Consider the following 22,329-nt stretch of genomic DNA (forward strand, 5'->3'; position numbering starts at 1 on the left):
ATTAGTTAGCCACAAAGTACACAATGATACACCATGTTTCACAATTTTGGAATAACGATTACTTAATAGGTAAATGATTTCATTCAAATACGGTTTTCTTAATTACCAGCCTTTTATTCATTATTTACCAATTCGATACGCTTTGATGCCTTTTTGATTAATACCAAACAACAACTGATTGTTGACAACTGTCAGGCAACGTACATCGCCTTTCAGGTTCAGGCCTGATGTGGTTTGAGGCAATGCCACGAACTGTCCATCTCCGTTCCCTTTTAATACCAAACCCAGATTCGCATCATATTTACCGAATCTCAAACGGCCACGGTTAATGTTTCCGGCCAGTACCAGGTCTTTTTTACCGTCGGCGTCTGCATCAACTGCTGCCAGCGCAAAAACTGGTGCAAACTGTGCTTCAACCGGCAGTTCTTTTGGCTGAAACCTGCCTTGTTTGCTGCCCATAAACAAGGTTGTTTTCAGGGTGTTTATTTCCAGTTTTCCGGCGTTTTCTAACTCCTCTTTTGTAAAAATTTCAGCCATAGTGGCATCGGCGTAGCTGGCATAATCGGGGAAACGCGTACGCATGATACTTATCTGGTCAAGCAGTTCATCGCGGGTTACATAAGGATAACTTTTACCCTGGATATAAAAGCAAAGTATAGGGTCAAGCGAACCGTTATCGTCAAAATCTTTATAAAACAGCTCTGCGGGTTCTTTTTCGGTAGCTTTTAACTGCGAGTTAGTACCCAAATTGCCCACCAACAAATCAGTTGCGCCATCGCCGTTCACATCTTCCAGCAATAATTTATTCCAGAGCCCTGCATAATTTTTGTCGAAATAGGTGGTGGTGGCATTAACCAACTTACCGCCTTCAGGGCTGAAAACCTGAATCGGCATCCAGTCGCCTACAATAATTAATTCAGGTTTTTTATCATTATTCAGGTCATGCCAGGCCGCATCGGTTACCATGCCTATATGCTTCAGCTCAGGGGCAATTTTATCGGTCTGGTCTACAAATTTGGGTGATGCCCCGCCGCCCTGATTAATTAATATAAAACTTTGTGGAGTTTGAGGGTATAAACCCGGAATCACCCGACCGCCTACAAACAAATCCGGTTTGCCGTCCTGATTAATATCTGCCACACGTACACAACCTTTGCTTGCCTGCATAGCCGGAAGCGCAGCGGCGGCCTTTGTGAAGTTACCTTTGCCATCGTTCAGATACAGTCTATCCTGCAAAAGTGGTGAGTCAGGCATCAGATTGCCATACCCACCCGATGCCACATATAAATCAGGGTAGGTGTCGCCGTTGGCATCAAAAAATACCGCATCGGCATCTTCGTTCTGCTTGTCGGCCTCCAGTGTCGATTGCTTTTTGGAACTGAAAGTACCACCTTTGTTTTGGGTGTACAATACACCTGCCTGCCCGGTGCCACCACCTACGAATACATCCTCCAGCCCGTCGCCGTTTACGTCAGCCTTAGCCATGCAGGGCCCGGCAAATGACAGCGGGTTTACCAGTAAAGTTTGTCTCTTAAAGTCGTTAATGGTATTGGTAGCCAGTGTTAACGAAATACCAGTGTTGGTTTCCTTTAACAAAGGTGCCACTAAAGGCGTTGAGCTAAGGCCGGGTCTGGCATCTTTCTCGTTCAGTTCAATCATTTTGTCGGTGGCAACCTGGCTAAGTATTTGCTGTTTGCCGCTGAGCCAAACCACTTTCAGCGAGTCGGCATTGGTAAAGCTGCCTAAACCAAAATGTAAGACCGGAGAAACACTTGATTGATACCCACGGGTGGGCATTTGTTCAAGAAACTGCATCTTGCCATTTTTATAGAGTGTCAGCTTGGCGCCCAATCCGTTTTTATTAAGCCCGTCGCCATTCAGTTTTACTTTCAGGAAATGGTTGCTGGTTTGTTTTTCTGCGTCGTTTCGGTACACAAACGCCGGTACATTAATATTGTTTACAACCAGGTCGAGGTCGCCATCATTATCAAGGTCGGCATAGGCTGCGCCATTGCTGTTGGCATTCTGGCTAAGCCCCCAGTTTTTAACTACATTTTTAAACTGAAGGTTCTGCCCGTTTTTATAGATATAATTGGTAAGATTGGAAGACGGCATTTTCATGACCATATCCAGCACGTTTTGCCGCTGGATATCTGCCTGATTGTTCTGAACGTAATCGCTCATATATTTCAGGAAGTCCATATTGGTGTAGTCGCGCAGGTAACCGTTGGTAATGAACAGGTCTTTCCAGCCGTCGTTATCATAATCGGCAAAGAGTGCGCTCCAGCTCCAGTCGGTATTTGAGATACCTGCCAACTGGCCGATTTCAGAAAACTGAGGCGTTTGAATGGCCGAACCATTGTGAAGCACCCCCTGGTTTAGCTGCAACATATTGCGCATATACTGATGCCCGAAGCCTACTTTGAGGTTGAAATCAAATTTCTCGTAGTTATCGGGTGCCATCAGCAATTTTTGCCGGCGGTTGTCTTCCGGCAGCATATCTAAGGTAAAAATATCTGTAAGGGCATCGTTATTGATATCGGCGGCATCGCTACCCATTGAAAAGTGCGAAAAATGGCCAATGCCCTGTTCTATCTGATTGATAAACCCACCTTTTTTGTTATTGAGGTAGAGAAAGTCAGGAATGGTGTAGTCATTAGATACGTACATATCCTGCCAGCCGTCATTATTGTAATCGGCAATGGCAATACCCAGGCCGTAAGACAGGGCCGAGCTAAGCAGACCTGCCTGTTTGGTAATATCTTTAAAAACGGGTTCGCCGTTTTTTCCTTTATCGTGTCTGAAAAAACGCATTCCGTTGGAAGCGTCATCAGTTTTTAGAATATCTGCAGTGGTGGATTCGTCAAGTACTGGTAATGATTTAGGGTTGTGGTTCAGCAGAAACATGTCCAGGTCGCCGTCTTTGTCGTAATCAAAAAAGGCAGCCTGCGTACTGGTGGCTGGGCTGTCAAGGCCGTATTCATGTGCTTTTTCGGCAAATACAGGCACTCCGGCAGCATTTTTACCCTGATTGATAAACAACTGATTGGTGCGTTTTTCTGGCAGCAAATTGCCCGAATAACATACGTAAATATCAAGCAGACCGTCGCCGTTTACATCAGCCATGGTGGTTCCGGTTTTCCAGGGGCCTTCGCGGCCTGCTACTCCGGCGGCTGTGGTTATGTCTTCAAAAACCATATTGCCTTTATTTAAATAAAGGCGGTTTTGCTGCATATTGCTTGTAAAATAAATATCATCCAGCCCGTCGTTGTTCACATCGCCTACGGCCACGCCACCGCCATTATAGAAGTACTCATACATTAAAACGTTGGTATTAAGCCCCTCGTTTATTACGTTCTGGAAATCTATGTGGGTCTTTTCAGGCTCTAGCAGGGTAAACAATTGTGGTTCGTCTGAGGCTTCATCGGGTAGTGTGCCTCCTGCCTGGTCTTTTTTGCTGCAGGCTTGTAATATTAATAATAAGGTTAGCGAAACTAGGGTCTGGAATTTCATTGGTAAGTGATTAGGCTTCAAAACAAAAATTTGGGTAGCTGTGCGCTTCTTGAAAAACGCGCAACTACCCAATTTATAAAGAGGTTAATTAATACCCCGGATTCTGAACCAGATTTTTGTTACGGTTAATTTCGTCGCGGTGAATAGGAAGGAAATACATCTTATCCAACCATGTACGGTTTTCTTTACCAGGGTCAAGCTCATTTACAATGTATTCGTAATTGTAGTTATCACGGTCATACTTATACAATGAAACGGTTTTGCCAGGTTTAAGTGTACCTAAAATGGTAATAATGTTTGCTTTTCTGCCTAAGGTAGAAGGCGCAATCATCCAACGACGGGCATCAAAATAACGGTGCTCTTCAAAAGCCAACTCAACGCGGCGTTCGTTGCGGTAACGTTGACGAAGCGCATCGCCCGACTCAGTAACGGCAGGCATACCTGAACGGAAACGGATTTTGTTCAACCATGTGCGTGCTTCTGCATCTTCACCCAATTCAATACAAGCCTCAACATAGTTTAATACGGCTTCGGTGAAGCGCAAGTGAGGCCAAGGTACTTGTTGCCATGTGTTCTGGTCAACAATTGCCGGGCTAGGGTCAATAAATTTACGCATATAGTAACCAGTGTAGCTACCGTTCCAGTCTTCAACTGTACTCTTACGGGTATCTAAACCAAAGTATGCGGTTTTGGTACCTGAACCGCTACCTAGTTCATACTGACCAGTTTGAATCTGATTAGCAGGGTCTTTAGCGGCAACGTCAGCCGTACGTGGTTTCCAAGGCGCTCCGTCATAAAGAATAGAAGCATAGAAACGTGGGTCACGGTTGGCGTAAGGGTTGCTTTTCTGGTCAGCATTGCTCCAGCTGAACTTCGTTCCATCCATCATCTCATAGTCATCAACAAAGTGTTGGATAGGTGCATTACCAGCCCAGTTGTGATATCCGTTAGGACCATTGAACAGACCCTGACGACCACCATCTTCTTGCTTGGCATTGATAAAGTAGCGGCCAAAAAGCAAATCTTTTTCTCCACCATTTCTTGAAAGCGATAGATTGTTATAGTTCTGTGTACCTTCTGCTGCACTTACAGGTGCAGAAAGGTTAAGCGCATAGCCATAACCAGACAGGTCTAATACTGCTTTGGCAGCAGCTTTAGCTTTTGTCCAACGTTCAGCACGGCTACCAGAAGATACAGTAAGTACTTCAGGTTTACCAAAAGCACCCATTACAGATGATTTGGCTTTAGCAGTGTTTACATCATACAGGTCGCTGGCAGCATACGTAAGCATACGTGCTTTAAGCGCCAGCGCAGCAGCCTGAGAAGCGCGGCCAGCCGCCATTGATTTACCCGCAAGCAAAGCAGCTGCATCGTCGCAATCTTTTGTAATAAAGTCAATACACTCCTGCATGGTGTTACGCGGAGCAAGGTAATCTGCTTCACCTAGTGCATAAGGGCGATTAACCAAAGGTACACCACCATAAACACGCACTAACTGATGGTAAAAATAAGCACGCATAAAAAGCGCTTCACCTTTCAGGCGATCGGCAATTTTGCTGGTGTTATCAAACTTAGGGCTTGCAAGGTTGGCAAGAGCCAGGTTACAGGCTCTGATACGCACATACAGGTTACCCCAGCTAAAGCTACGGTTGTTACCGGTAGCGCTGGTACCTTGTCCCCAACCGATATCAGCAGGGTTTGAACGGGCTTCTGTAATAGTTGTGATACCACGGCCAGGGTGAGTAAATGAGGTTTCATCAGTTAATGATGCCTGCATTTCTTCACTAAAACCACCCATTTGCAAACCACCGTAAATTTCGGTTACGAAAGCCTCTGCCAAAGCGGCATCAGTCCAAACGGCTGTTTCAGACACCTGGTCAAGCGGACTGGTGTTCACAAAATCATCATTACAACTTGCTACAACTAAACCAGCTATAACAGTTGAAGCGAATATTTTCTTAAATTTATTCATTGCTGTTCGATTTAATTTTTTAGAATGTTGCTGTTAGACCTACGTTAATAATTTTCGACTGAGGATAGTACTGTCCTGTTGAGTTATCAGTCTCTGGGTCATATACTTTCAGTTTGTCCCAAGTCAACATGTTTAGTCCGTTTACATAAACTCTAAAATTACTAAAGCCAACTTTTGAACCAATTGCTTCAGGAATGGTATAACCAATCTCGAAGTTTTTCAGACGGATATAGTCTGTGCTTCTCAACCAATAAGTATTACCATTTGAATAATACTGGTCGCTACGGTTAGCAATACGTGGGTGTACGCTGCTAGGGTTGTCGATTGTCCAACGGTTTTCGTAGATATCTAACAAGAAGTTACCAATGTTACCAGACTCACCTGCACTTACGTATTGTTTAGCGCCAGCGGCACCCTGGAACAACACGGTAAGGTCGAAGTTTTTGAATTGTGCTGACAGGTTAGCACCACCCTGGAACAACGGAAGGTTGGTGTTATCTGTACGTACCTGGTCATCAGGTGTAATTTTACCGTCGCCGTTGTAATCTTTGTATTTCATATCACCAGGACGTAACTGGTTTACGATAGCCTTGTAATCAATCTTGTTTTCGTTGATTTCAGCCTGATCTTTGAACACACCGTCATAGAGATAAGCCATGTAGGTATTCATAGGGCGGCCTGTAGTACGTTGCCAGTCTGGTGCACCCGGAGCTTCGTCCCAGAACACAACTTTGTTTTTAGCGTATCCACCGTTAACGCTGGCGCTGAATTTCACATCGCCCACTTGTCCGCGGTAACCTACGTTAAATTCCCAACCTTTGTTTGATACCTTACCGATGTTTTCAGCAGGCAATGTTAAACCGGTTGATTGCGGAACCGATGCATTTCTGAACCAAAGAATGCTGGTACGTTTGTTAGAGAACACATCAAATTCGAACGATAATTTACCGTTGAACAACTGACCTTCCAAACCTAAGTTTGAGTTATTGGCAACCTCCCATGTAATGTTGTTGTTAGGGATACGAGTTTCGTACAAGGTTTTTGTTTCAGTGTTATTGATGATATAACTACGGAAACCATAAGTAGACAGGTACTGATAAGTAGCAGGTGTAGTTGTATTAGGCAGGTAAACGTTATCGTTACCCATTTGCCCCCACGATCCGCGTAGTTTCAGGTAATTAACCACAGGTAGTGCATTTTTGATGAAGCTCTCTTCAGAAAGCACCCAACCCATCATTACACCCGGGAAGAAACCGTAACGGGTTGCTTTCGGGAAGATATCTGAACCATCATAACGCCACAAGAACTCAGCAAGGTATTTTTCTTTATAGTTATAGGCAACACGACCGAAGTAGTTCAGACGAGCACTGTTATAAGCACCGCCACCGTTGTTTTTCTCAAGGTCACCACCGGCAAAAATCTGGTCGATAGAAGTTGAGATGAAGTAACGACGGAAAGCATTGAAGTTATCACCCTGAATAGTCTCACGGTTAGTACCAGCCAATACGGTAAGGCCATGCACACCAAATTTACGTTCGTAAGTACCAATGGCACCTAATAGAATGTTCAACTGGTTTTCGTTACCCAAAGTAAGGCGTGGCTCGGCAGGGCCGCGTTTGCTTGGTACCAATACTGGCGTTCCGTCCGGGTTTGTACCAGAACCTTTTTCATAAAGTGTCCATGGTGTCTCCCAACGTTTAGTGCTACGGATACGTTTGTCAATAGACGCTGTACCGGTAAATTTCAAACCTTCAATACCAGGGATTTTGATATCCAACTGTCCGTTTGTCTGGAAATAGTCTTGTTTGTCGCGGTCATAACCTGTCTGGTTAGTTGTAATAACCACCGGGTTTTCACCGTTTTCGATGTCAGGACCTGGTAAGCCGTTTGGCCAGAAAGCAGGTTGATGTGGTTTACCACGCATCTGCATACGGAAAATAGCACTGGCAGATTTGGTAGGGAACTTACGAGCCTCTTCACGTGCCAATAAACCAATTTGCAGGTTCATGTACTTGTTGATTTTGGCATCAAGGTTTACTCTGATGTCATATTGTTCATAACCTGTTGCAGAGTTTTTGTAGAAGGCATCCTGTTTCTGATAACCTAAAGTTGACAAATAACGGAAGTTTTCTGTACCACCTGTTACCTGAAGGCTATGACGAGACTGAGGAGACCAGTCTTTCAAAGTAGCTTTGTACCAGTCGGTGTTTGGATATAACCAAGGGTCTGAGCCGTCGGCGTATTTCTGAATATCGCTAGGCGAGAAAGGCGCTTTTCTGATGTCGCCGTTTGGTCTTGTATAAACACCATTGGTTTTATATGCCTGGTTGGCAGCAGCCCACTCGCTGGTTGGCAAGCCGTAGATGTCAAGATCGTTCAACATACCAACATACTGAGCAGCGTTAGCCAGTTTAGGCACTACGGTTGGTCTTGCAAAACCCTGGTTGAAAGAGTAAGAAAGCTCTGGTTTACCTGTTTTACCTCTTTTGGTGGTAATCAGGATAACACCGTTAGCCGCACGAGAACCATAAATAGCGGCAGAGGCATCTTTAAGAACCGAGATGGTTTCGATATCGGCCGGATTCAGACGAGACAAACCACCGGCACGGTTAGGGATACCATCAATTACAATCAGGGCTTCGCTATTGTTAAGGGTATTGGCACCACGAATACGAATGGCTGAGTTATCATAACCTGGCTCTCCACTTCTGTTGACGGCAACAACACCGGGAAGACGACCAGCCAATGAGTTAGAAAGGTTAACAGCAGGTGATTTTACCAGCTCTGCGCCTTTTACACTAACAACCGAACCTGTTACGGTTTCTTTTTTCTGCACACCGTAACCTACAACTACCACTTCGCCCAACGTTTTTACGTCTGATTTCATGGCGATATCAATTACAGAGCGGTTACCTACAATTACTTCCTGTGGTTCAAAGCCTACAATGCTAAAAACCAATACCGCCTGGTTGTCTGGCACTACAAGGGTGTAGTTACCGTCGCCGTCGGTGGTGGTACCTTTGGTAGTACCTTTAATTGTAACGCTTACGCCCGGCAAACCTTCATTCTTATCGGCTTCGGTTACCTTTCCTTTTACTGTTTGTTCTATCACCTCACCATCCTTCATCCGAAGCTCATCGATATGAGACATTTTTTGTAGTTGAGATTTCTTTCTAAGTAAAATCCGGTCACCGATAACCTCATAAGAAATTTGCAATGGCGTAAACAAATCGTCAAGCACTTCAGAAAGCTTGTTGCTCATCATGATAGATACTTTCTGATTCAGCCGTATAGTATTTGAACTATACACAAACTTCACATCAGCCTGTTTTTCTATCTGGCTAAGAATTTTCTTGACTTCCAGTGACTCTATCCTTAAAGATACGTTAGTGTTGAGGACTTCCTGGCCGTTTACATCGTAGGCGTAGGAGAGTCCGCTAAAAAGAGAGACCATCAAGAGTTGAATAAACGTAATTTTCATTGCTTTAAGCAAAAAATGTTTGCTACGTACGTCTTTTTTCATACATTTAGGTTGTTTTTATACTTAAGATAGGTAAAAACTCTGCTTCCTTTCAACCGAATTGCCGTTCGGCAGGAAGCGCTCCGGAGCCGATAATGTGACAGCATTGTCGGCTTTTTTTGTTCATGTTTTCATTGTGATTACTGAAGTTTTGTTTTTAGTGATTATTATAATTTGTAGGTTAAAATAGAATTCAAAATTTTATCTGCAACCTTCGCCGCTCACAAAGTAGCTGGTTCCGCGCTGCTCAAACCGGGCATTAATGGTTTTGCATATTAATTCAAGTTGTGTGGCTAGCGGCAGGTCGTTTAAATCGGCCGTAATAACGCAATGTTCCAACTCCTGATTTTCCAGAATAATTTCAATACCATACACGTTTTTCAGTTTTTGTAACACCTGCGGTAACACAGTATCTTCAAAAGTAAAATCATGTTGGGTTATCTCCGGCACCAGCATAATTGGTTTCTCAACTATGCCTGTCATAATTTTTCTGGATGCCTTGTCGAAAGTTACCTTCTGATTTGGCGTTAATATCACTCCGTTCTTTTTTCTGTCGGCGTTTTCTGAGACTTCATAAACCGAAACGCGGCCGGAAGTAACCGAAACCTCTATGTCGCTCACGTTGTCGTATGACTTAATGTTGAAGCTCGTACCTAGTACCTCGGTTACCAGGTCTCCGGTATGTACCATAAATGGCGCATTCGGGTTTCTTTTTACGTTAAAAAAGGCCTCGCCTTTCAGATACACATGGCGGAAACGGGTTCCAAAATGCTTGGGGTAACTAATACTGCTGTTGCTTTTCAGTTTTACAACGGTACCGTCTTCCAGTTTTATGTCGCTGTCGGTGGCTGAGGTATTCCTGATTTCAATGTCTGTTGATTCTTCGGTTTTGGCAGCCCGGGCTACCGGCTTCAACTCTTTTTTGTTGAAATACAGCACGCCGTTTACCAGACCAATTACCAACATGGCGGCAACCCCCCATTTTAACAATTTGAGCATCCGCCCTTTTGTCGAATGGTATTCTTCTTCAACCACACCAATGGTGTTGTTGTAGATGCGGTTCCAGAGGCGCTTTCTGATAGCCTCTTTTTCTTCAGGGTTAAGTGTTACCCTGGTGTTTTTCAACATATTTTCCTGCCATTCCCAAATCAGCCTTTCTTCTTCAGAATTACACTCGCCGGCCAGGTATCTTTCTAGTAGTTTGTCGAATTCATGCTGGTTCATAAACCCTGCACCGTAGCTAACGGCATTTTTAATTGCTAATTAATTATCTGTATGATAAGCCTTCAACTGTTCTTTTAAAACCTTGAGGGTTTTGGTAAGGTGGTATTCAACGGCTTTTTCAGACAGGTTCATCTGATTGGCTATGTCTTTTACCGACCTGTTTTCGAAACGGCTCATCTTGAAAATCTCTGAGCTTCGTTCGGGCAACGACTTCATGGCTTCTTCTACTGCCTTGGCCAGGTCAGTAAAGTTGACGATTTCGTCGGTTGAGTAAGATTGTTGTATCTGATTAAATATCAGGTACTCCTGATATTTTCTCTGTGTAATCTGCGACTTAATATAATTAGTTGACAAATGCTTGATAGACACAACCAGATAAGAGCTTAGGTGGCGGATAACACTTACCTGCCGGCGGTTCCAGAGGCTCTCAAACAAATCATGCACCAGCTCTTCTGCTTCTTCTCTGGTTCCGGTTTCGTTAAAGGCAACGCCATACAACTTCAACCAATAACGGTTATAAATTTCTTCAAAAGCGGTCTGGTTATCGCTTTTCAAGAAAGAAACCAACTCTTCATCACTAAGTTTCTGGTACTGCATTTTTTAGGATAGGTCTGAATTCAAACGTATTTGTTCCTGAAATATATAGTCAACTTACGCACTAAAATCCCTAAATCATTTTACATATTCTTTGAAAAATACAACTTAAAACGGTTTAGCGGATTCCCTGTATTTTAATTCTCTCAAAAAAACGAGAACTAAAAAGTTGGGCTCAAACAATCAGATAATTCTACAAATCAAACAGTTAGCTTTTGCAAAAATGAACGCTAGCGGGGTACTTAGTAATTTTTAAAAACTTTTAAAAATTCTTGGTATAATACTATTCTTCGTGGTTAGGTTAAATTATCTTTCAGATTGGTGTGAATTATTTCTTTAGATGGTTAACCTTTTCTTTTTTGTAAATAAAAACCGAATAAATACTGAAACAGTGCTGGCCGGTTTCAGAGGGTTGAAAGGATTATCATTGTAAAATTGTAAATATTATTAAAGAATTAAAAAGTAATTAATAATTTTTTTTAAAAAATGCTGCCATTTGAACAATTGTTTATTTCTTTAATGTTACGTTTGGTTTTATCTTTTTTAATAGTTTATGCCCACCTCTTTTTCTGAATCAAAGCCCGGCAACTACCGGATTGGCCCGGCTCGCCTGGCTACCTCATTGTATTTTCTTGTTTGTGGCATTGGCCTGGCCAGCTGGGTGCCAATGGTGCCGCTGGCAAAAATAAGGTTGCAACTGAACGATGCCGGCCTGGGCCTTATTTTGCTTTGCCTTGGCGCCGGAGCAATGACCATTATGCCCTTTACTGGTGGTTTGATCAATAAATTTGGAAGCAGGTTAATAATGCTGGTATCTGGCTTGCTTACCGCGGCCGTGCTGCCGCTTCTGTTATTTGCCAACAGCAGCCTGGCGCTGGCCGGTGCATTGTACCTGTTTGGCATAGGCATAGGTGCGATAGATGTTTCTATGAACGCGCAGTCGGTTGTGATACAAGACAAAGTAGGTAAGTACATTTTATCGTCTTTTCATGGCTTGTTTAGTGTAGGCGGGCTGATTGGCTCGATGGGTCTGGGCTTTTTGCTTGAACTGGGGCTGTCTCCTACCCTTGCCATTTTTACCATATCGGGTTTGCTGGTGCTTATTTGTGTTAGCCAGTATGGCTCTTTGCTGCCTAGGGCTGCCGAAAACAAGATGGACGTAGCCACACTGATAATACCCAAAGGGCCGGTGCTGGTACTGGGGCTGATGTGCTTTGTGGCTTTTCTGGCCGAAGGAGCTATTCTTGACTGGAGCGCGGTGTTTCTGAAGTTTCACCGGAATTTTGATGAGTCGATGTCCGGGCTGGGTTTTGCAGCTTTTTCGGTGGCTATGGCCGTTATGCGGTTGTCGGGTAATACTATTATTAACAGGTTCAGCCAGCAAAAAGTAGTGATGGGTGGTGGCATAATAGCAGCCGCCGGTATTTTGCTGGCTGTAAGTGTGCCTATCGGGGCGGTAACGGTTTTTGGTTTTGTGCTGGTAGGCATAGGTTGCGCCAATATTGTGCCGGTGTTTTTTAGCACCGCCGGCAGTATGCCCGGTGTACCTGCCAGCGCAGCCATTGCCGGTGTTACTACCTTAGGTTATATCGGCCAGTTGGCTGGCCCTGCCATGCTGGGTTTTGTGGCCGAAATAACGAGCTTATCTTTTGCACTGGGGCTGGTAAGTATATTGTTGCTGATGGTGGCGTTCAGGTTTAAGTCATAAACTGTGATTTAACGGATTAAATGATTTCACTATTTTCTGTTTCACCTACTGAAGCCGGTGAATCTGGCAGAAGAAAACCTTTCAAATTTGTTCAATTTCTTTCTCATCATACAGAGAAATCATTTAATCCGGTTATTCAACGCATAAGACGAAAACCCTCATTTCACCACCGTAAACACATTTTTCCCTTTATCAGATAATGTCTTACTGGTCAGGATAATCCGCCGAACGGGGCGGCTATCCCATTTGGTTTTGAAGCTGTTATATTCCATGCCTTCGGTTGAGGGAAGGTCGGTCGATACGGCCCAGTTTTTAGCTGCATAGTTAACCGATAGCTGCTTACCTTTAGGAGTAGTAAGCACAATTTTACCCGGTGTTCCGGTATCAATATCACAGATGGTCATAAATACCTGTTCTATTGAGACAGGTTTTTCTGTCAGCACATAATCATCGGTAATCTCTACCACATTTTTGGCCTTGTTTAGTTTTACGATACGGTTCCAGTTTTTTATACCTGCTGTTTTATCATAAGCGGGGGCGATATCCATGCTGAGCGACGCCTCCTTATCGGTAACGGAACTTTTTACGTTGATGCCTTCAAATGCTTTTCCGGCCAACTGGCCTTTGCCGTTAACAATGGGCAGGTTATGGTATTGCGACTGCGTGAACCATAATTCGTAGCGTTTTGATGAAAAAGTGCGAGCCGTGTAATTACCCCGTCCGGCATCAATGATAACGGGTTCACCGTCTGAATAAATCAGGAAGTCGCCTACATCGTTATGATTATGGCTTTCGGCATTGTGCCCGGCGTGTGTAGCCAGATAAAGACCATTGGCCGACCGCGTGGTTAGCACCTGAATATCTGCAAACCAGGCATCGCCGCCCGGCTGATAGGTAACAGGCGTTGCCGGTATTTTGGCAACTGTTAATAAATTGGCAATGCGGCGCATCCGATGGAAACTATTGTTGGATGACACAGTGGATGGGAAACGCTGATTTGCCCACAAACCAAACTGCACAAGGGTGTTGTCGTTAATTGCCTTGCCAAAACGGTAGAGCATCAACCCGTCCGGGCGAAGTTTAGGGTCAGCATCGGCAAAGTTCACAAAGTAATCGTCTGCGATGTGTGTTTTGTAAACATAAGACGCCATGTTTTTTATAAGCGGCTCGTTATAAATATCAATTTTACCGTTAGAGTCGCTTTGAAGGGTTTCAAGGGCATCAAAAACACAGGCGCCAGCCGCAAACCAGTAGCTGGGGCCTTCGTCGCAGCCGCCGTCCTCGCCCAGGCTGTTCAGGTAGGCATCCATCAGTACCGAGTAAGTATGGGCGTTTGTGGCGCGTTTGGCTTCGTCAGTTTCAAGCAGTAAATCAGCCACCAGAAGGTTAGAGACTATCCAGGGGTTCCAGTTATTAACGGGGTTGGTTCTGCTCAGGTATCCGTAGCGGCTAACTTCTCTTATCGGCTCAAAAATCTTTTTGCTGGTTTCAGAATAGATTCTTTTACGCAACAAAGGAGAGATTTTGTCCAGCTTGTCGCCCACAAAATAATCGGTAAGCGCCAGTACAGCGGCGGTTTCGGCTCCGAATAAATCAACTGTCGGGTCTTCGGCGTCTGGCAGGCCGCTTTTGGCCTTCTGAACACCCAAATGCGCAGGCACACCCCAGTAGGTTTCTTCACAAATGGCCCATACGTAATTCATGATGGCTTCGGTGAATCGCCCTTTATTTTCTACCGACTCTGCCAGTACCAGGTCTATCAGGTTAACCCGGCGTGCATAAGAGATTTTAGAATGCTTTTCCCTGTCGCCGGAGCGGACGTATTCCATCAGCAAACTGGCTGACAGTTGCGGCATTTCTTTTTTTTCGGCGGCTTCGCCTGCTTTTATCAGCCCTTGTATCAATGAATCAGGCAAAGCGGCCTTCCATTCATCCGGTGTTCTGGGGTAGGGTCTCCATTGGTTTTTAGGTACAAGCGCCTGTTTATAAGCATTGGCCGTGTACTTATTAGCCAGAATATTACGCTGGGTAACCTGTGCATTTGCTGTAAACAGGCATATTAACAGCGCAATGGTGAGTATGTTTTTCATAGAGGTTAAGGTTGAATAGCTATTGTTTGTTCCAGTCTTTCAGCGGGCGTACAGATTTATCTGCTTTGGCGCCTTCGGGTATCAGTAAAACGGTAAGGGCCGCGGTGGCATTGGCTGGCAGGGCCACTTCAAAACCTACCAGCGTAGTGCCAGGGTTAGGCGCGTCGTAATCATGAGGCGGCACGGTAGACCATGTTTTAATACTGGCACCGGCGGGTTCAAGAACTTTCAGTTGCATTTTTTTGCCTTTTTGTATCAGGGTAGCGGTGCCGTCTTTTTCAAGAGTTACTTCGGCAGGAGTAAGCATTGCCCAGCGAACCGTAGTTGCCTGCGTTGCAGATGTAATTTCGTCTCTTACGGCTACGTATTGCCCTTTAATAATGGCTACACCTCTTAAAGCCTGCTGAACCTTGTTTTTGTAAACGACTGAGATGTCGCTGTTGGCGCTTAAAAACCCCGGCTTATCTGTCCAGTGGTCAATAGCGGCGTAACCTTCAACCCGCTGAAACTCACCATCAAAACTTAAAGTACTATGCGCCAGGTTGTTGTATCTGTACACCTGCCAACGCTCAGCGTCTTGCTCTCTTCCCCATATCTTTACACCTTTTGATTCAAGGGACTCATACTCCTGCATACCGAAGTCCATCGACCATCGTTCGCCGTTGGCATCCATAACAAATGAGCCAACATCCATGTGTCCATGATTAACCGAAGGCGAACCGGCTTTAAAACCTACATAAATGGCATTGGGGTTGGTCCATGACGTGCGCATCAGGGCGACAGGGTTTTTGCCCTGCCCTACCCATATCAGTTGTTTGGGCGCAGTGGCATTGTCAAGGCTCATGTTTTTGCCCCATATTATGGCTGCCGGTAAAAGCCTGTCGCGGCCTAAACTCCGGGTATCGCCCTGCAGATAGTTTTTTTCGTTAAACAAAAGGCTGTTGTCTTTGTTGCGGTCGGCGAACCAGAACATAGCAGGGCTAAGGCCGGCACCATTACCGGCGTCAGAATAATTGAAGTTTTTGCCCGACGAACCCACCATCTGCTGAAAATAACCTGCCGTTTTCAAAAATCCAGGGGCAGCAGATAAGTCATAATCAGACTTGAACACCTGTTGAACAGCGCTCAGAAACATAACATTGAAACTGGTGCCATAGCCCCAGTAGCTGTAACCTTCGGGGTAGGCTCCTTCGGGTTTGTAGTCTTGCATGGGCAGCCTGATGGAGCCAATGCCACGGTCTATTATTTGCGTGGCTAACGCTGTATTGTCTTCAAAAATGGCCAGTGCGCCGTAGGTAATGCCTGCGTTGCATACCTGGTTCCAGTTATGGGAGGCTTTCAGCCAACTGTTATACCGACTGTCTAAAGACGGTTCGATACCTTTTTTAAGAATGGCATCTTTGATGATATCTTTTGATGAAGCCTGTAAATCATAATACAGCCAGTCGTAGCCAATGGCTACGCCCATGGTCATTTCGGCCACGTCTAAAAAGTGGCTGGGGTTCCAGTCGCTGAACTGCGATACTTTCAGCAATTCCTGTTCGGCTCTTGCCAGGTATTTTTTATCGTTGGTGGTTCGGTAGGCATAAGACAGGTAAAATACCCGGCGAATACATTCACGCGATGTGGCCAGCAGCCTTCGGCCTATCTGTATGCGTTCAAGGGTGGGTTCGGCAAGCAGGCGGTTGCTTTCGTCGATAATCACCTGGTGTATTCTGGCCCAGTTTTTATCGGCAGCTATGTTGTCAAGAATTTTTTTCTCTTCACCTTTTGCCCATAAAATACGCGGATGCGCAGGCATGGTAACGTTTGGTTTCAGATAGGTTAACTGCTGGCCTGATACCCCGAAAATGCAAAACAGTGAAATAAGAAAAATGAAAGATTTTTTTATCATAGGTATTTCCGTTGAGGTTGAATGGTGAATTTTTTTAGGTGTGAATTGTCTCTTATAGAACCCTATTGAATTGTAGTGCGTATGGTTTATAAATGTCAGAATATATGTTTTATTTTTGGTATTAACAATCAAAACGGGTTAGCAGGATGGCATTGGTATTATACCCGTTTGGATAAATTTATCGCATTTGTAGAGACGCATTGCATGCGTCTTCAGAGGCCAATCCTTGTATTAAAACCATTTTACCTATCAGGTCTGGCAAAATCAATTTTCGAAGAACCCTATTCTACGATTAGCCGCAAGCATTGCGGCTCTACAGGGATAATTAATAATCCCGAAATTAATCGGGATTATTCATGGGTTTGCATTACCACTTAGGGTTTTGTTTCAGATTTGAATTAAGCGATATTTCGTTGATAGGCAATGGCCACAGGTAATCTTTGGTGGGGTCAAACTTACGGAAGCTCGCCGCCTGCACCAATATAAAGTTGTCTGCCGTTACGTTTACCGTAGTGGTAGTGCCGAACTCAATCTTGAAGAAATAATTACCCAAAATAGGCTTAGGCAATTCGGTTTCGGCGGTTTTCCAACGGATAATATCCCAGTAACGCAGGCTTTCCTGTGCCAGCTCAACGCGGCGTTCGCGGCGTATTTCGTCTCGCATATTCAGGCCATTGGCCGCTACAAAAGCATTGCTGAGGCGGGCTACCTTACCGCGGTCGCGCAAGCGGTTTACCGACAGGTCAAGGTCTGCATCGCTTATCTGGCCTTCCAGTTCATATCTGGCTTCGGCATAAGTAACCAAAACCTCTGCATAGCGTAAAACCACACGGTCTATTAGCGATGCCTGCGTTACCCAGTCGTCAATATTTGAATACTTACGGAAGGTGAAACCCGTTTTGTTAAATACCAGCGGTGCAATATCAAACACAGGCTTGGTACCCATGTAGGCATCGCCCTTTTTCATAACCGTAGCGCTCAGGCGTTCGTCGCGATTGGTAAACACATCGGTAGATACCGCCGGCTTGGTATAAAGCGGAGACTTATCGATGGGCAGGCCGTCTTTCATCAGGTAGGCATCAACCAGGCTTTTGGTTGGGCTCAGGTTTCCGTTTTCCAGGGTACCTCTGTAATAGGCGTGCGTGCTAACGCGGTCTGTAACGGCAACCCCATACTGGCGAACAATGATGTTTTCACGGTTCTGGCGGCCTTCTCCTTCATACTGAAAAAGGTTAAAATAGTTAGCAAACAAATCATGCTGCTTGCTATCCATTACGGCTTTGGCTGCTGCCACTGCCAATGTAAGATGCTGGTTGGCATCGCCATAATTATGGAATTTCGAGCGGGTGCCCTCAAATAATGCCACTCTGGCTTTAAACGCATAAGCCGCCGTATTTGATATACGCCCGTAGTCGGCGGTACCAAGGGTAGTTGGTGTGGGTAGTTTAGCCGCGGCAAAGTCAAGGTCGTCATAAATCTGTTTGTAAATATCTGCTCTCGGGCTGGCCGCTGCGGTAAGTTCAGGCGAAGCGTCGGTTAGGGTTTTCAGAATCAGCGGTACATCGCCATACTTCTGAACCAGAGAGAAATAAGCCCATGCTCTGAAAAAACGTGCCTCGGCCGAGTAACGGTCTATGGCTGTCTGGCCGGCTGCGGTAGCTTTAGGGGCTTTTTCAAGTATATTGTTAGCGGCCCTGATAAGCTGGTAGGGTGTGCTGTAGTTGCCGTCTGTTGCCGGAGCGAGACGAGAACCGTCGCTGATGCTGTTGGAAGCAAGGCCCACGGCGTCGTCAGACCAAACGTCTTCTGCATTGAAAGCAGGCAGAAATGTGTACAGGTAATTGGCTGCGGCTTTCAGGTCAGACTCTGACCGCCAGAAGGTTTCATCGCTGATGCTGGTTTCCGGAAGGCGGTTAACGTCGCAGGCGGTTAAACCTAGCGAAACCGCCACAACAAATGATATATGTTTGATGAATGCTTTCATGAGTTTTTAAATAAATGGTGAATGAGTGAATGGCAAATGAGTGAATGAATGAATAATGCTTTCTTTCAAGCTAATTCATGTTACGTCAATGTTCAATAATTTACAATTCACTATACATCTTCCTTATTGCTGATTAAAACGAAAGGTTCAGACCTACTGATGCGGTGGCAAAGAACGGATAATCGTTATCTACGTTATCGCGGTTTTCAGGGTCAAACAATCCCTTAAATTTACCCAATGCCGAAACCGTGAGGAGGTCCTGACCTGAGAAGAACAACCTTGCTCTTGAAATATTAATCTTTGAGGTCCATTTTACAGGCAAGGTATAACCCACCTGAATGTTTTTCAGACGTGCATAGCTGGCATTGAGCACCCATTTGTCAGACGGCAAAAAGTTGTGCGTGGCACCCACATACGGTCTTGGGTAAAGCGCATCCTGGTTTTCAGGTGTCCAGTAGTCGCGGTGCACGGCAAGGGCCTGTTTCCAGGTTACCAGCAATGGGGCTATGTTTTCGGCATTCGGGCGGTAGCTGCGTTTACCTACACCCTGCACAAAGGCGCTGAAATCAATGTTTTTCCATTGAAAGCCCAACGTAACCCCAAAAAGGTAACGTGGCTGTGTAGTACCCAGCAGCACAAGGTCGCCATGGTTGTCAATATTACCGTTACCGATGGTCAGCCTGCCATCGCCGTTCTGGTCTATGTATTTTACGTCTCCGGGGCCTGTGCGGTTATCCTGAAAAGCCCAGGTTTTCACCTCATCAGTATTTGAAAAATAACCGGCTGTCTGGTAACCCCAGATGGTGTTAAGCGGATAACCCTCTATGATGCTGTTGGTACCTGCACTGATGACCCTGCGACCCGAGAAGTTCAATAGTTTATTCTGATTGTCGGATAAATTGGCTGCTACGTTATAAGAAAAGTTTGAACCGATGGTGCCACGGTAGCGGGCTTCCAGCTCCCAACCCCACGATTTCAGCTCACCGTTGTTTTTACGGGGCGTACCGATACCTATTACGGCCGGTAATTGCTGAGGCGTAAGCATATTGCGGTTGTATTTTACGTAATAGTCGCCGCTGATTTGTAGTTTATTCTGAAAGAAACCCAGGTCGGCACCAATGTTAGAGGTCTCGATGGTTTCCCATGACAACTGTGCCGATGGAATAGAACTCTGATATATGTAAGAGGTGCGCGAGTCGCCCAGTACAAGCGAAGCGCTGCGGCTAAGCTGATTGAGGTAGTCGTAGTAGCCGAGTGTATTACCCAAAGCGCCACCCAGGCGGCCCCATGAAGCACGGAGTTTGAGTTCGGAAACGAATTTGAGCTGATTGGCGAACCATTCTTCGCGGTGGATGTTCCAGCCAGCCGAGGCCGAAGGGAATACCTTTACACGGAAGCCCGGCGCCAGCCTTGAGCTTTCGTCAGAACGAAGTGTACCTTCAATCAGGTATTTGTCGGCATAGTTATAATTGACACGGCCAAATACCGACTGGTACGCATACGCATAAATATTCTGGCTGTTTACTTTGGTTTTGTCGTCGCCCAGGTTCAAAGTCGGTAAATCATTGCTCACCAGGTTAGAAGCTGCCGAATAATTAGAAGAGAACCGGAATGATTCCCACTGATACCCTGCAAACAAGCCCAGGTTGTGCTTACCGCCAAATTTTTTATCGTAGTTTGCCAACAACTGTATATTGTTGTTGGTGGTTAGCTCATTTGTTACATTGAATGAGTTAACCTGATTGAGATAACTTAATATTCTTGATTTACCCCATAATGGCACAGTGCGGTTAAATACTTCTCTGTCGCCACGGCGGTACTGGGTACCTACCACTGCTCTCAGGTTCAGTCCCTTAATGATTTCTGATGCTTTAAGGGTAAACACGCCATCAAAATAGTTACGGCGGTATTCGTTATAGCCGCCTGCTTCCATAGATGCATAAGCAGTGGCGGCAGAACCGGCTCCATTATAACGGCCCTCTGGCGTAAAAAACGGCGTGCGGGTACGCAGCCGGTAAATCTGGTACAGCAGCCCCTGGCCGTTTATACCGGCAGACGAGCTCTCGGTTTTGTCGTTTGTATAAGAAAGACGAGAATCTAAAGATAAAATACGGGTTAGCTGTGCGCCCAGATTCATGCGCAGGTTGTAGCGGTCGTAGCTGTCTGGCCCTACTTTAAAAACACCGTCTTTGCCATAATAACCACCTGAAATCAGGAAGTTCAGTTTGTCTGTGCCGCCTCTCATAGACAGGTTGTGCGTACGCATAGACGAGTATTTTCTAAGAATCTGGTCGGTAAGGGGTTTCTGATTATAGTACAGATAGGTGCTGGTATCAACCGGGTTTACCACGTACTGAATACCATCTTTTATACGCTGAAGGTCATCGGCGTTGTATTCAGGGCCACTGCCCGAGTTGGCACGGGCCAGATTGGCATATTCAGCTTCTTCAAGCAAAGACATTCTGCCGGGTACGTTAATGGCCCAGTCGGTTCCTTGCTGAGCCAGGTAATCGAACGAAATTTTACCCGATTTACCCTTTTTGGTAGTTACCAATATTACACCACCCGCAGCCTGTGCGCCATAGATAGCGGCCGCAGCGGCGTCTTTCAGCACGCTGATGCTCTCAACGTCGTTGGGGTTCATGGTTTGCAGGGTATTGCTAGGCACGGCTACACCGTCTAGTACTACCAGAGGGCTTACGCTACCATTGGCCGTGGTGGCACCACGTACCTGAATGCCGATGTCTTCGCTACCGGGCTGGCCACTGGTGCGGGTAATGATAAGCCCGGGGCTCATACCCTGCATGGCTGTGGCCAGGTTACTGGCCGGGCGGTTTTCAATAGCGGCGGCGTCAATGCTTGATACGGCGCCTGTCAGGTTTGCTTTTTTCTGGGTACCGTAGCCTACCACCACTACTTCGTCGAGCGATTTCATGTCAGACCCCAGCACGATATTAATAGCCGTGCGGTTGCCAACGGTTACTTCCTGTTTTTCGTAGCCCAGAAAACTAAACACCAGCACCGAGCGCTCGTTAGGTACATTAATGCTGAAATTACCCTCGGCATCGGTAGTTACGCCACGTGTGGTGCCCTTAACGGTTACGTTTACGCCCGGCAGGCCGCCACCTCCATCTTTATCGGTTACTTTTCCTTTTAAGGGCTGGTCGGCCACGGCTGCTTCGTTGGTGCTTTCTTCCATTTTAGCAGCCTCAATATTTTCAAGAATGGTTTGTTTTTCTTCCCAGTTCAGAATAATCTGCCCGCCTATAATGCGGTAATTAACCTGCATAGGTTTTAATAATGTTTCCAGTACGTCTGATAGTTTCCGACCAGATACCGCAAAATTTACCTTGCGGTTGGCATGGATTAATTTTGAGCTGTAGACAAATTTCACATCGGTCTGCTCTTCAATCGACTCCAGCACCATACGCAAGCTTTGGTTTTCGGCATTCAGAGACACCGACTTATTGAGGAACTCCTGTGCTTTGGAGTCATAAGCGTATGTAACCGAAACGAAAACCATTGCCAATACAAGCTGAACAGCAGATATTTTCATAGCAAGTAGCAAGAGTTTACTTGTTTGTAATCTTTTTTTCATACATTTGAACAATTTTGTTAGAGGTAAGAATTTGGCAAAAGGAACCCTGGTTTTCACGCACAGCGAAAACTATCCAGGGCATTAGGGCTGACAATGCTGGTACCATTGTCAGCTTTTTTTGTGGTCGGGAGGTTAAAATTTAATCATAATTAGGTACGTATAGTTTGCGTTAAATAGATTGTAATATATTAGGTTGAATAGATAGCCCGGTTAGTTCAGGAGTACACCTCCG

10 protein-coding genes are annotated in these 22,329 nt (G+C 45.4%); 1 reads left to right on the plus strand and 9 read right to left on the minus strand.

Features of this window, described 5'->3' with window-relative positions; genetic code table 11:
* Positions 1 to 120: 120 nt before the first annotated feature.
* The 5 genes from NZ848_RS12950 to NZ848_RS12970 all read right to left on the minus strand — a co-directional run bounded on the left by NZ848_RS12950 (position 121) and on the right by NZ848_RS12970 (position 10,826).
* Positions 121 to 3,513, minus strand: a complete 3,393-nt coding sequence (locus NZ848_RS12950) for a VCBS repeat-containing protein (RefSeq protein ID WP_259015804.1) — start codon at positions 3,511 to 3,513, stop codon at positions 121 to 123.
* Positions 3,514 to 3,601: 88 nt separating this feature from the next.
* Positions 3,602 to 5,485: a RagB/SusD family nutrient uptake outer membrane protein gene (locus NZ848_RS12955; protein ID WP_253522590.1), complete on the minus strand. Its 1,884-nt coding sequence runs from the start codon at positions 5,483 to 5,485 to the stop codon at positions 3,602 to 3,604.
* Between the two features lie 19 nt (positions 5,486 to 5,504).
* Positions 5,505 to 8,612, minus strand: a complete 3,108-nt coding sequence (locus NZ848_RS12960; protein WP_259015926.1) for a SusC/RagA family TonB-linked outer membrane protein — start codon at positions 8,610 to 8,612, stop codon at positions 5,505 to 5,507.
* 594 nt (positions 8,613 to 9,206) lie between these two features.
* Complete coding sequence (locus tag NZ848_RS12965; protein WP_259015805.1) at positions 9,207 to 10,229, minus strand: FecR family protein; 1,023 nt, start codon at positions 10,227 to 10,229, stop codon at positions 9,207 to 9,209.
* A 39-nt stretch (positions 10,230 to 10,268) separates the two neighbouring features.
* Complete coding sequence (locus NZ848_RS12970) at positions 10,269 to 10,826, minus strand: RNA polymerase sigma factor (protein WP_259015806.1); 558 nt, start codon at positions 10,824 to 10,826, stop codon at positions 10,269 to 10,271.
* A gap of 550 nt (positions 10,827 to 11,376) precedes the next feature.
* Here NZ848_RS12970 and NZ848_RS12975 point away from each other — a divergent pair.
* Positions 11,377 to 12,531, plus strand: a complete 1,155-nt coding sequence (locus tag NZ848_RS12975; protein WP_259015807.1) for an MFS transporter — start codon at positions 11,377 to 11,379, stop codon at positions 12,529 to 12,531.
* Between the two features lie 158 nt (positions 12,532 to 12,689).
* Here NZ848_RS12975 and NZ848_RS12980 read toward each other — a convergent pair whose 3' ends face one another.
* From NZ848_RS12980 to NZ848_RS12995, 4 genes are all read right to left on the minus strand, one after another.
* Entirely contained in the window at positions 12,690 to 14,621 is a 1,932-nt protein-coding gene (locus NZ848_RS12980) for a heparinase II/III-family protein (RefSeq protein ID WP_259015808.1), read from the minus strand.
* Between the two features lie 19 nt (positions 14,622 to 14,640).
* Positions 14,641 to 16,515: a heparinase II/III-family protein gene (locus NZ848_RS12985; protein ID WP_259015809.1), complete on the minus strand. Its 1,875-nt coding sequence runs from the start codon at positions 16,513 to 16,515 to the stop codon at positions 14,641 to 14,643.
* A 367-nt stretch (positions 16,516 to 16,882) separates the two neighbouring features.
* On the minus strand, positions 16,883 to 18,499 hold the full coding sequence (locus NZ848_RS12990; RefSeq protein WP_259015810.1) for a RagB/SusD family nutrient uptake outer membrane protein: 1,617 nt from the start codon (positions 18,497 to 18,499) through the stop codon (positions 16,883 to 16,885).
* A gap of 133 nt (positions 18,500 to 18,632) precedes the next feature.
* Positions 18,633 to 22,097: a TonB-dependent receptor gene (locus tag NZ848_RS12995; protein ID WP_259015811.1), complete on the minus strand. Its 3,465-nt coding sequence runs from the start codon at positions 22,095 to 22,097 to the stop codon at positions 18,633 to 18,635.
* Positions 22,098 to 22,329: the final 232 nt, after the last annotated feature.

Source organism: Emticicia fluvialis (genome assembly GCF_024793945.1).
Lineage (GTDB): Bacteria > Bacteroidota > Bacteroidia > Cytophagales > Spirosomataceae > Emticicia > Emticicia fluvialis.

Coding starts and splice junctions, on each gene's coding strand:
- NZ848_RS12965 (WP_259015805.1), bottom strand. CDS start 10,229: ATGAACCAGCATGAATTCGACAAACTACTAGAAAGATACCTGGCCGGC.
- NZ848_RS12980 (WP_259015808.1), bottom strand. CDS start 14,621: ATGAAAAACATACTCACCATTGCGCTGTTAATATGCCTGTTTACAGCA.
- NZ848_RS12995 (WP_259015811.1), bottom strand. CDS start 22,097: ATGAAAAAAAGATTACAAACAAGTAAACTCTTGCTACTTGCTATGAAA.
- NZ848_RS12960 (WP_259015926.1), bottom strand. CDS start 8,612: ATGAAGGATGGTGAGGTGATAGAACAAACAGTAAAAGGAAAGGTAACC.
- NZ848_RS12985 (WP_259015809.1), bottom strand. CDS start 16,515: ATGATAAAAAAATCTTTCATTTTTCTTATTTCACTGTTTTGCATTTTC.
- NZ848_RS12975 (WP_259015807.1), top strand. CDS start 11,377: ATGCCCACCTCTTTTTCTGAATCAAAGCCCGGCAACTACCGGATTGGC.
- NZ848_RS12955 (WP_253522590.1), bottom strand. CDS start 5,485: ATGAATAAATTTAAGAAAATATTCGCTTCAACTGTTATAGCTGGTTTA.
- NZ848_RS12990 (WP_259015810.1), bottom strand. CDS start 18,499: ATGAAAGCATTCATCAAACATATATCATTTGTTGTGGCGGTTTCGCTA.
- NZ848_RS12970 (WP_259015806.1), bottom strand. CDS start 10,826: ATGCAGTACCAGAAACTTAGTGATGAAGAGTTGGTTTCTTTCTTGAAA.
- NZ848_RS12950 (WP_259015804.1), bottom strand. CDS start 3,513: ATGAAATTCCAGACCCTAGTTTCGCTAACCTTATTATTAATATTACAA.